8 protein-coding genes are annotated in these 11,053 nt (G+C 62.1%); 4 read left to right on the top strand and 4 right to left on the bottom strand.

The annotated features are described in order from the left end of the window. Window positions 1-3: 3 nt before the first annotated feature. The 3 genes from narI to CVS28_RS00435 all read left to right on the top strand — a co-directional run bounded on the left by narI (window position 4) and on the right by CVS28_RS00435 (window position 5,610). Entirely contained in the window at window positions 4-750 is a 747-nt protein-coding gene (gene narI / locus CVS28_RS00445) for a respiratory nitrate reductase subunit gamma (protein ID WP_103463775.1), read from the top strand. 18 nt (window positions 751-768) lie between these two features. Beyond that, window positions 769-1,998 (top strand): MFS transporter, encoded by a 1,230-nt coding sequence (locus CVS28_RS00440; protein ID WP_103463774.1) that lies wholly within the window; start codon window positions 769-771, stop codon window positions 1,996-1,998. A 234-nt stretch (window positions 1,999-2,232) separates the two neighbouring features. Further along, window positions 2,233-5,610 (top strand): DEAD/DEAH box helicase, encoded by a 3,378-nt coding sequence (locus CVS28_RS00435; protein ID WP_423716372.1) that lies wholly within the window; start codon window positions 2,233-2,235, stop codon window positions 5,608-5,610. Between the two features lie 146 nt (window positions 5,611-5,756). Here CVS28_RS00435 and CVS28_RS00430 read toward each other — a convergent pair whose 3' ends face one another. The 4 genes from CVS28_RS00430 to dnaK form a co-directional block, all read right to left on the bottom strand. Then, the gene (locus CVS28_RS00430) at window positions 5,757-6,197 is read right to left on the bottom strand and encodes a heat shock protein transcriptional repressor HspR (protein WP_103463772.1); all 441 of its coding nucleotides are present in this window, start codon (window positions 6,195-6,197) and stop codon (window positions 5,757-5,759) included. 48 nt (window positions 6,198-6,245) lie between these two features. Beyond that, window positions 6,246-7,238 carry a DnaJ C-terminal domain-containing protein gene (locus tag CVS28_RS00425; RefSeq protein ID WP_103463771.1) on the bottom strand — a complete coding sequence of 331 codons (993 nt, stop codon included), beginning with the start codon at window positions 7,236-7,238 and terminating at the stop codon, window positions 6,246-6,248. A gap of 102 nt (window positions 7,239-7,340) precedes the next feature. Continuing rightward, window positions 7,341-7,910 (bottom strand): nucleotide exchange factor GrpE, encoded by a 570-nt coding sequence (locus CVS28_RS00420; protein ID WP_103480289.1) that lies wholly within the window; start codon window positions 7,908-7,910, stop codon window positions 7,341-7,343. Between the two features lie 2 nt (window positions 7,911-7,912). Beyond that, window positions 7,913-9,781: a molecular chaperone DnaK gene (gene dnaK, locus CVS28_RS00415; RefSeq protein WP_103463769.1), complete on the bottom strand. Its 1,869-nt coding sequence runs from the start codon at window positions 9,779-9,781 to the stop codon at window positions 7,913-7,915. Window positions 9,782-10,076: 295 nt separating this feature from the next. Here dnaK and CVS28_RS00410 point away from each other — a divergent pair, with 295 nt between their 5' ends. Then, window positions 10,077-10,901 carry a methyltransferase domain-containing protein gene (locus CVS28_RS00410; RefSeq protein ID WP_103463768.1) on the top strand — a complete coding sequence of 275 codons (825 nt, stop codon included), beginning with the start codon at window positions 10,077-10,079 and terminating at the stop codon, window positions 10,899-10,901. Window positions 10,902-11,053 lie beyond the last annotated feature (152 nt).

Raw genomic sequence — 11,053 nt, 5'->3', positions numbered from 1 at the left:
GCAATGGACATTTTCTTGTGGGGCGTGCTGCCCTACGTCATGGTGGTCATCCTGGTGGGCGGCAGCATCTGGCGCTACAAATACGATCAATTTGGTTGGACCACCAGATCCTCCCAACTGTATGAATCCAGGCTGCTGCGGATTGGTTCCCCGCTGTTCCATTTTGGCTTGCTGGCCGTCATTGCCGGGCACTTCTTTGGCCTGGTCATCCCAAAATCGTGGACAGAAGCTGTGGGCATGACCGAAGACCTTTACCACTTCAACGCCTTGTTTGTGGGCTCCATTGCCGGGGTGGGGACCCTGGCCGGGATCGCATTGCTGATTTACCGCCGCCGCAAGACCGGTCCCGTGTTCATGGCCACCACCAAAAACGACAAACTCATGTATGTGGTGCTGCTGGCCGCCATTCTCTTCGGACTGTGGACCACCCTGGCCAGCGTGTTCTTTGACGAACACGGGGTGACGTATCGCGACACTGTCTCTCCCTGGTTCCGCTCACTGTTTATTTTCCAACCCGATGTTGGTGCCATGGCTGCCGCTCCGACGTCGTTCCACATTCACACGCTGGTGGGCATGCTGCTGTTCATGGTGTGGCCCTTCACCCGGCTGGTCCACGCCTTCACAGCACCCCTGCACTACTTGTTCCGGCCTTACATTGTGTACCGCTCCCGGGACAAGGGCGCCAGCGTTGCCAACCGTGACGGCTGGTCGGACGTGGGCACGCGAGACCGCGACACCCGCAACCGCTAACTGACAACAGGAGAGAGCATGGCACAGACCAAAGCAGCACCCGCACTGAAGGGCCAGGCGCTGAATCTGGCCCTCGCCACTGCCGCCTCCGTGGTGGGGTTTTGGGCCTGGAACGTGATTGCCACCCTCAGCTCGCACTATGCCAAAAACCTGGAGCTTTCCGCAGGGACCATGGGCATCCTGGTGGCCATGCCCATCTTTGTGGGCTCCCTGGGCCGCATTGTTGTGGGCATCATGACCGACAAATACGGCGGCCGGGCCCTCTTTACGTTTGTGCTGGTGGCCACCATCCCCACGGTGTTGTTGGTGGCCTTGGGCGGCGCCCTGAATTCCCTTGCCCTGGTGCTTGTTGCAGGCTTCCTGCTGGGTGTTGCGGGCACGGTGTTTGCCGTGGGCATTCCCTTCGTCAGCGCCTGGTACCCGCCGGCGCGGCGCGGATTTGCCACCGGCGTTTTTGGTGCAGGCATGGGAGGCACAGCACTGGCGGCGTTTCTCAACCCACGTTTAGTGAAGTCCATCGGCTACGTGCCAACCCACCTGGTGATCGCCGGGCTGCTGGCAGTCATGGCCGTGCTGGTGTGGTGTTTCATGAAGAACGCCCCCGGCTGGCAGCCCAGCACGGCGCCGGTGGTGCCCCGGCTCGTCGAGGCATCCAAGCTGGCCGTCACATGGAAGATGTGCTTCCTGTACGCTGTGGTCTTTGGCGGCTTCGTCTCCTTCGCCACCTACCTGCCCACGTATCTGCGCGACGTTTACGCTTTTGACCCGAGCGCTGCCGGCGCACGGACTGCCGGCTTTGCCCTTGCCGCAGTGATTGCCCGGCCCATTGGCGGAGCGTTGGCGGACAAGATTGGGTCCAAGCCTGTTGTGCTGGCATCTCTGGCGGGCGTTGCGGTCCTGGGCTTCCTCGTGGCACTGGAACCTGCCGCAGATGTTCAAGCCGGCCCCATTTTCATTGGCCTCGCGGCAGCACTTGGTTTGGGCACAGGCGGGGTGTTCGCCTGGGTTGGCGCGCTTTCCCCCGAGGGCAAGGTGGGGACCATCAGCGGCATTGTCAGTGCTGCCGGCGGTTTGGGCGGCTACTTCCCGCCGCTGATCATGGGCTGGACCTACAACCCCGACGCCGAGCATTACAAGTACGCCATTGGGCTATCCCTGCTGGTGGTCACGGCCATCGTGGCGTTGCTCTTCGCCTTGTTCCTCGTGAAAACACCCGCAAAGGAGGCCGCTGCTCACCCCACCACATAAAAACCTTATCCATCGAATGGAGGCGGCCAAGACCTGCATTGGGGGCAGTTCTTGGCCGCCGTGGTGTGCACAGGGCTTCTTGGGGTAATCGAGGGCCCCAATGCTGCGTAAGATTGATAGATGTGGTTCTTGGCCTTGGATCACACCCCAACCGACAGGTGGAAAAGTTCCGTGACGTACTCCGCCGCCGATTCACGTTTGCTAACGCGAGTCGCCGAGTTCACCGAGAATTCCATTGCCTCTGGCCGTGCCTACGCTGACGAGGACCGTGTCGCCGACATCGTCCTGGAACCAGCAACGGGTCTGCTCTCCGGCACGGTATTTGGCGCCCAGAAATACAAGACGACAGCCAAGCTTGTGCGCGAGCACGACGGCGTCATCGCGTGCCGTGTGGGCATCTGCAGCTGCCCCGTGCGGCAAAACTGCAAGCACGTTGTGGCGTTGATTGCCGCCGCCGAGGCGGAACAATCATTCACCGACTTCTTTGTTCCGGAGGAAGCCCCCCGCGAACCCACGTATCTTGAAACACTGCTGGCAAAGGCCAAGGGCGGCAAGTCTGCAGCTCCAGCCCCCGTTGAGGGCGGGGCGGAACTTGCGCCCGAATCGTGGGAAGCGGCGTTGTCTGCGTTGCTGCCGCCAACCACCGCAGCACCCAGCCCCGACACACCCGCCTTGGGCCTGCAATTTGAGCTTCACGTCCCGCCGCCGCGGTTCTCCTACCGCGGCCGCGGCAGCACCGTCCCCGCCGAAGCAGTGCTGAACGTTCGCCCCGTGGTGATGGGAACGCGCGGAAAGTGGGTCAAGTCAGGCGTCAGCTGGGCCACTCTGGGCTATCTGGCGTACGGCGGCGTCCATGACAAGACCCAGCTGGAATGGCTCAGCGAGTTCCTGTCCTCGCACAGCCCCCGCCAATACAGCCACGGCAACGCAAGCGCCTGGCTGGCACTAAATGACTTTGCCGGCCGGAATTTGTGGCAGCTGCTGGCCAGCGCGCACAAAAACGGCGTGGCCTTAATCCAGTCAGGGACCGGCGATCCCATCCGGGTCAGCACCCTCGAGGCCACACTGTCCCTTGATGTGACCCGTCCGGAAGCCGGGGGCCTGGATGTTGGTCCGCTCATTGAAGTGGACGGTGTCCCCGTCACGCAAGAGGTCGTTGGCCGGATAGGCACCCCCGTCAGCGGGCTGTTTATCAGTGACCAAAGCGAGCCGGCACCCAGTTCGGGCAGCACATCGTTGGCGCGCAACGGCGTCGTGCGGGGAAACATCACCGTGGCACCCCTGCCGGCGGACACCTCCGCGCAGCTGCTCGATTTTGCGCTGCGCAAAGAGAACGTGCACGTTCCGGAGCTGGCGCGCGAGAAGTTCCTCACCCAGTTCTACCCGCAACTCAAGCAGGCGGCGGCCGTGGTCTCCGCGGACCACTCGGTGGAATTGCCGGCATATGTGGAGCCGACACTGTCCTTGTTGGCGGCGTACGGCACCGACCACACGGTGCGCCTGCACTGGGAGTGGCACTACCCCGTGGGCAGCCGCATCACATCGCTGCCGCTCTGGCCGGAGCTGGGCGAGGGTGCCGTGCGTGATGTCGGCGCCGAGGCAAGGCTCATCGCCAGTGTCGGGCAGCCGTGGGAAGAGATCACTGCCATGGGTGTGGCGGCCAACAATGCCTGGGGTGACCCCATTTTGGCGGCCTCCGCGCAATTGAACGGCCTTGACACCCTGGCGTTCACCGAAGTGGTTGCGCCGCTGATTGCCGAACTGCCCGGGGTCACGGTGGAAACCTCCGGAGACATTGCCAGCTACCGCGAGGTCACCGAGGCCCCCGTCGTCACCATTTCCACCAAGGCCACCGATGAGCGCGACTGGTTTGATCTGGGCATCGTCATCACCTTGGAGGGCCAGTACGTCTCCTTCGCCGCCGTGTTCTCGGCACTGGCCGCCGGGAACACCCGCATGCTGCTGCCCAGCGGCGCCTACTTCTCGCTGGACCGCCCGGAGCTGCACCAGCTGCGGGCACTGATTGAGGAAGCCCGCGGCCTGAACGACCATAAGGACGGCGAGCTGCGGATCAGCCGCTTCCAGGCCGGCCTGTGGGACGAGCTGGCCCAGCTGGGCATTGTTGATGAGCAGGCGCAGGCCTGGAGCAAGGCCATTTCTGGACTGCTCGACGGCGGTCCTCCCGTTGCGCTGCCGTCGCCACCGACGCTGAACGCCACCTTGCGTCCGTACCAGCTGGACGGTTTCAATTGGCTGCACTTCCTTTACAGCTTCGGTTTGGGCGGCGTGCTGGCCGATGACATGGGTTTGGGCAAGACCGTCCAGACACTGGCGCTGATGTGCCAGGTCAAGGCCGAAGACCCCGATTTGAACAAACCGTTCCTGGTGGTGGCACCCACCTCCGTGGTGGGCAACTGGGCCAGTGAAAGCCTAAAGTTCGCCCCTGGTTTGAAGGTGGTGACCGTCTCCGAGACCTTTGCCAAGAGCGGGTTGAACTCAGCCGAGTTCTTTGCAGGTGCTGACATCGTCATCACCTCCTACGCCTTGTTCCGCATCGATTTTGCCGAATACGGGATGCAGCCATTTGCCGGGTTGATCCTGGATGAGGCCCAGTTCGTCAAGAACCACCAGTCCAAGGCTTATCAATGTGCCCGCAAGATCAAGGCCCCGTTCAAGCTGGCCGTGACGGGTACCCCCATGGAAAACAACCTCATGGAGTTGTGGGCTCTGCTGTCCATCGTGGCCCCGGGTCTTTTCCCCAGCCCCAAACGCTTTGCCGAGTTTTACCAGCGACCCATTGAAAAGAACGCCGACTCCGAGCTGCTGAGCAAGCTGCGGGCCCGGGTCAAGCCGCTCATGCTGCGCCGCACCAAGGAAGCGGTCATTGCGGACCTTCCCGCCAAGCAGGAACAAATCCTTGAAGTGGAATTGAATCCTCGGCACCAGAAGATCTACCAAACACATCTGCAACGTGAACGCGCCAAAATCCTTGGCCTGCTGGAGGATGTGAACAAGAACAGGTTCACCATTTTCCAGTCCCTGACGCTGCTGCGCCAGCTCAGTTTGGATGTCTCCCTGGTGGATGAAACGCAGGCGGGCGTGCGCTCCTCCAAGCTGGATGTTTTGTTTGAGCAGCTGGAGGACGTGGTCAAGGAAGGCCACAGGGCGTTGATCTTCAGCCAGTTCACAGGTTTCCTGGGCAAGGTTCGCGACCGGCTGGTCGCCGAGGGCATCGACTTCACCTACCTGGACGGCAGCACCCGCAACAGGGCCGCCGTCGTGGATGAATTCAAGACCGGCACGGCGCCGCTGTTCCTCATCAGCCTCAAGGCCGGTGGCTTTGGTTTGAACCTGACCGAGGCCGACTATGTCTTCATCCTGGACCCGTGGTGGAACCCCGCCTCGGAGGCGCAGGCAGTGGACCGCACCCACCGCATTGGCCAGAAGAAGAACGTGATGGTGTACCGACTGGTTGCCAAGGACACCATCGAAGAAAAGGTTATGGCGCTCAAGGCCAAGAAGTCCCAGCTTTTCTCCGATGTGATGAGCGGGGACTCCTTGTCCAGCGGCGCGTTGACGGCCACGGACCTGGCCGGCCTGTTCCGCGACTAGTCCCCACGCCCTCCCCAGACTCGTACCTCGGCCGGGGCCCCTCGGGCGCGTAGGCCCAAAACAACTGACCCGCAGTAGTGGTCGAAAAAACGCGATTTCTCGACGTTTTTCGACCACTACTGCGGGTCAGTTTGTATTTGCAACTGTTAGCGCTGCGGGCGCCATACCACCATGGCCTGGCTGCGGGGGCGTGGACGCTGGCCGCGGGCCAGGGCAACAATGTCATCGCCGGTCAGGCCGGCAGCAAAAACGCGGCTGTTGGCCCGAAGCGGGCCCGATTTCAGCGCCGCTGTGACAGTTTCCAGCTGCTCGCTGAGGTCAAGCACCTGGGACCGCAGCAACTCCACCTGGTTTTCCAGCTGCATGATCCGGCGAATGCCCTCAAGGGATACACCGGCCTGAGAGAGCCGTTGCACCTCACGGAGCATATCCACATCATGCTGAGAATAACGCCGCGCCCTGCCAGGGGCGCGGGTCGGCATCACAATGCCCAAACGGTCGTATTGGCGCAATGTTTGCGGGTGCATCTCCGCCAACTCCGCCGCCACGGAGATCACAAAGATGGGCGCGTACGGGTCAACATTCATGGTGATCTCCTTCCTAGCGACGTGGTTGGGCCCAAGCGGGGGTTGTTGCTACAGTCTGGCTTTGTCTTTCAACGCGGCCCGGGGGTCGCCGTCGGCCGTTGCCGCCGCATACGCGCGAACAGCCTCTTCGGCTTCCTTGTTGAGTTTCTGCGGCACGGCCACGTCAATGGTGACGAGCAGATCGCCGTCGCCCTTGGACGTTTTCACGCCGGCGCCCTTGACGCGCAAGGTCCGCCCGGAGGGGGTTCCGGCTGGAACGCGAACCCGGACTGTGTCCCCGGTCAAAGTTGGCACGCTGATGTCTGCACCCAACGCCGCTTCGGGGAACGTCACGGGGACGTGGATGCGGATGTTGTTGCCATCGCGGACAAAGAAGTCGTGCGGTTTGACGTTGACGCTCACCATCAAGTCGCCCGGTCCCGCAGCGCCCGGCTGGCCCTTGCCCTTGACGCGGACCTTCTGGCCGTCCTTGATGCCAGCAGGAATCCGGACGTCAATGACCTCGCCGTTGGGTTCGCGCAGGGCAATCTTGGTGCCGTTGATGGAACCGCCAAAGGATATGGAGGTCGACGCCGTACGGTCCGCACCCTTGCTGGGAGGCGGGGGCTGGTATCCGCCAAAGCCTCCACCGCCGCCACCGAAGAGGTCCGCGAATTCCGGCGGAAGGCCGGAGCCATTAAAGCCTTGTGAACCGCCGCGCGGTGCACGTCCGCCGCGTCCGCCACCAAAAAGGTCGCCGAACACATCTTCAAAGCCTGCGTTCCCGCCGCCCTGGCCGGCTCCGCCTGCACTGAAACGGGCGCCTCCGCCCATGGCCCGGATGGCGTCGTACTGCTCGCGATCTTCCTTGCTGGAGAGCACCGAATACGCTTCGGAGACGTCCTTGAAAGTCTTCTCCGCAGTGGGGTCGCCGGAGTTGGTGTCCGGATGGTACTTCCGCGCCAACTTCCGGTATGCCTTCTTGATGTCGGCGTCCGATGCATCTTTGGCCACACCGAGAATTTTGTAGAAGTCCTTTTCTGCCCAGTCCTGACTTGCCAAGACGCCTCCTTTCTAAAAGTTTGTGGGGTGGTGCTGTGCCGATGGTGGGGCTGATCGGGACTTTGTGTCTCGAACAGCCCCACCAAGGGATTGAATCAGTTGTTACTCCGGTACTGCCACGATCACCTGGGCGGCGCGCAGGATACGCTCGCCGGACTTGTAACCGTTGCGCAGCACCTGGCTGACGGTGTCGATCTCAACCTCAGCTGAAGGCTGCTGAATGAGCGCCTCGTGCACTGTCGGGTCGAAAGGAACGCCTGTGGCGTCAATCTTTTCCAAACCGTACGTGGCCAAGGCTGCCTCCAGCTTGCTGGCAATCGCAGCAAACGGGCCGTCTACGATGTCGCCGTGGGCTCGCCCTGCATCAATGCCATCAAGGACAGGAAGCAGCGAGTTCAGCACACCGATGACTGCCATCTGTCCGGCAACTGCCCGGTCACGCTCAACGCGCTTGCGGTAGTTGACGTACTCGGCCTGCAGTCGAAGAAGGTCATTCTTCAACTCGGCAGCATCGTCGGCAGCTGCACCCTGGGCCACGGCGTCCTCGGCGGGAACCTCAACACCGTTGAGGATGTCTTCTGCCTGGGACAGTGCATCACCGTCGGCGGAACCGGCGGGATTGACCACGGGGTCGTTCTCCGGGACCTCTTCGGGGTTTACTGAGTCAGCCATGGTTACTTCTTCTCGTCTGCGTCTTCGTCGATGATCTCGGCGTCAACGATGTCCTCGTCAGCGGCACCGTCCGATGCAGCACCTTCGGAAGCTCCGGCGTCGGCCGGTGCACCCTCAGCGGCGGAGGCAGCGTAGATAGCCTCGCCCAACTTGGACTGTGAAGCCTGCAGCTTCTCGAACGCAGCCTTCACAGCATCGTCGTCGTCGCCGGCCAGTGCCGTCTTCAACTCGGTGACATCAGCCTTGACCTCGGTCTTGACGTCCTCGGGCAGCTTGTCATCGTTGTCGGCCAAAACCTTGTCCACCGAGTAGTGCAGCTGCTCGGCGCTGTTGCGCAGATCTGCTGCCTCACGGCGGGCCTTGTCCTCGGAAGCGTGCTCTTCAGCATCGCGAACCATGCGCTCGATGTCTTCCTTGGAGAGCGAGGAACCACCGGTGATAGTCATGGACTGCTCAACACCTGTGCCCTTGTCCTTGGCGGAAACGTGCACAATGCCGTTGGCATCGATGTCGAAGGTGACCTCAACCTGCGGGACGCCGCGAGGAGCAGGCGCAATGCCTGTCAGCTCGAACGTGCCCAGCGGCTTGTTGTCGCGGGTGAACTGACGCTCGCCCTGGAAGACCTGGATGGCCACTGACGGCTGGTTGTCATCAGCGGTGGTGAAGGTCTCGCTACGCTTCGTGGGGATGGCCGTGTTGCGCTCGATCAGGTGCGTCATGACACCACCCTTGGTTTCAATGCCCAGGGACAGCGGGGTGACATCGATGAGCAGAACGTCCTTGCGCTCGCCCTTCAAAACGCCAGCCTGCAGTGCGGCACCAACGGCCACAACCTCATCCGGGTTGACGCCCTTGTTGGGCTCCTGACCGCCGGCGAGCTGCTTGACCAGTTCGGAGACGGCGGGCATGCGGGTGGATCCACCAACAAGAACGATGTGGTCAATGTCAGAAACCTTGATGCCGGCTTCCTTGATGACGTCGTTGAACGGCTTCTTGGTGCGGTCCAGCAGGTCAGCTGTGAGCTCCTGGAACTTGGCGCGGGTCAGCTGCTCGTCCAAGTGAACCGGGCCGTCGGGGGTGACGGAGAGGTACTGGAGTGAGACGCTGGTGCTGGAGGCCGAGGAGAGTTCCTTCTTGGCCTGCTCAGCAGCTTCCTTCAGGCGCTGCAGGGCGATTTTGTCCTTGGACAGGTCGATTCCCTTGACCTTGAGCTGGTTCAGCAGGTAGTCAACAACGCGCTGGTCCCAGTCGTCGCCGCCGAGGCGGTTGTCACCGGCGGTGGAGCGAACCTGAATGGTGGAGAAGTTGTCTTCATCCTTGCCAACTTCAAGCAGGGAAACGTCAAACGTTCCGCCACCGAGGTCGAATACCAGGATGAGCTCGTCTTCCTTGCCCTTTTCCAGGCCGTAAGCCAAGGCAGCAGCCGTGGGCTCGTTGACAATGCGCAGCACCTTCAAGCCGGCAATTTCGCCGGCTTCCTTCGTGGCCTGGCGCTCGGCGTCGTTGAAGTAGGCAGGGACGGTGATAACAGCGTCGGTAACCTTTTCACCCAAGTAGGATTCGGCGTCGTTCTTGAGCTTCATCAGGATGCGGGCGGAAATTTCCTGCGCCGTGTACTTCTTGCCGTCAATGTCGACGTTCCAGTCGGTGCCCATGTGGCGCTTGACGGAAGCAATGGTGCGGTCAATGTTGTTGACGGCCTGGCGCTTGGCGATTTCGCCAACCAGGACTTCGCCGCTCTTGGAGAAGGCAACTACTGAGGGGGTGGTGCGGCCGCCTTCGGCGTTGGCGATAACCGTGGGCTCGCCGCCTTCCAGGACGGATACAACAGAGTTGGTGGTTCCGAGGTCAATACCTACAGCACGTGACATAAGTGGTTCCTTTCATGAGCCGCTGCGTTAACAAGTCCGGCCACCGAGAGTGGTGAAAGGTTCGCCCAAGCAGCGGGTTTGAGCGTTCTGCACTCAACTTTACTCAGGCTCGTTTGGATGTCAAGCCAAGTTGAGCGTACTTGACTCAACTTTCACTTTGGGCGAACGGCACGACGCCGGATGGCCGGGTTTTGTGCCGCACGCCACCTCATGGGGCTGGCGCCTTGGGCGGCGCGGAACCCCACAATGTGGAAACCTCTGGCCGCAGCGGCGTTGCGGGCGTACGCTCCCCTGTATGAGTGAGCAATCCAGCAACGATCAAGGCGATGTTTACACCCACGGACACCATGAGAGCGTGCTGCGTTCCCATGCGTCACGGACAGCTGACAATTCCGCAGCATACTTAATACCGCACCTGAGCCATGGGCTCCGCGTGCTGGATGTGGGCTCGGGGCCCGGCACCATCACGGCCGATTTTGCCCTTTTGGTGGCTCCGGGCGAGGTACTTGGTCTCGATCGGGCCCCCGAAGTGGTTGCCGCTGCCACGGCGCTGGCCAGCGAACGGCACCTGCGCAATCTCAGCTTTGACACAGGCGATGTGTACAACCTCGATTTCCCGGACAACACCTTTGACGTGACGCACGCCCATCAGGTGTTGCAGCACCTGACAGACCCGGTGGAGGCACTGAGGGAGATGCGCCGGGTGACAAAGCCCGGCGGCATTGTGGCTGTGCGCGACGCGGACTTCCACGGCATGTCCTGGTACCCGGAGCTTCCCGAACTCGATGAGTGGATGGCCCTGTATCAGCAGGTGGCCAGGCACAATCAGGCCCAACCGGACGCTGGCCGGCGGCTGCTGCACTGGGCTAAGGCTGCAGGCTTCACGGAGGTGACGCCGTCGAGCGCCAACTGGCTCTACGCAACGCCGGAGCAGCGCGCATGGTTGGCAGGAGTCTGGGCGGACAGGGTGGTGGGTTCAGCCTTTGCCGAACAAGTTGTGGCCTACGGCTTTGGCGACTCCGCAACGTTGGCCCGGATCGCGGCCGGCTGGCGGGCCTGGGGCGCCGCGGAGGACGGCTGGTTTGTGATGCCCAACGGGGAAATCATCGCCCGGGCCTGACTGGGCTCAGCTCCCGATGAGCATGACCGCACTTTGTCCGCATGCAGGCCGTTGCGCAACCACCTGCAAGCGGACAAAGTACGGTCATGGGGGCCCGGCGTCTGCCACGTGGGCGGCGCAATGAAACGCGCGCCCGGCCACGTAAGCTTGGC

The organism is Arthrobacter glacialis, assembly GCF_002909415.1.
Classification (GTDB): Bacteria; Actinomycetota; Actinomycetes; order Actinomycetales; family Micrococcaceae; genus Specibacter; species Specibacter glacialis.
Note: the sequence above shows the minus strand (reverse complement) of the source record. Positions and strands in the feature narration are given on the sequence as shown.

Coding starts and splice junctions, on each gene's coding strand:
- narI (WP_103463775.1), top strand. CDS start 4: ATGGACATTTTCTTGTGGGGCGTGCTGCCCTACGTCATGGTGGTCATC.
- CVS28_RS00410 (WP_103463768.1), top strand. CDS start 10,077: ATGAGTGAGCAATCCAGCAACGATCAAGGCGATGTTTACACCCACGGA.
- dnaK (WP_103463769.1), bottom strand. CDS start 9,781: ATGTCACGTGCTGTAGGTATTGACCTCGGAACCACCAACTCTGTTGTA.
- CVS28_RS00440 (WP_103463774.1), top strand. CDS start 769: ATGGCACAGACCAAAGCAGCACCCGCACTGAAGGGCCAGGCGCTGAAT.
- CVS28_RS00420 (WP_103480289.1), bottom strand. CDS start 7,910: ATGGCTGACTCAGTAAACCCCGAAGAGGTCCCGGAGAACGACCCCGTG.
- CVS28_RS00430 (WP_103463772.1), bottom strand. CDS start 6,197: ATGAATGTTGACCCGTACGCGCCCATCTTTGTGATCTCCGTGGCGGCG.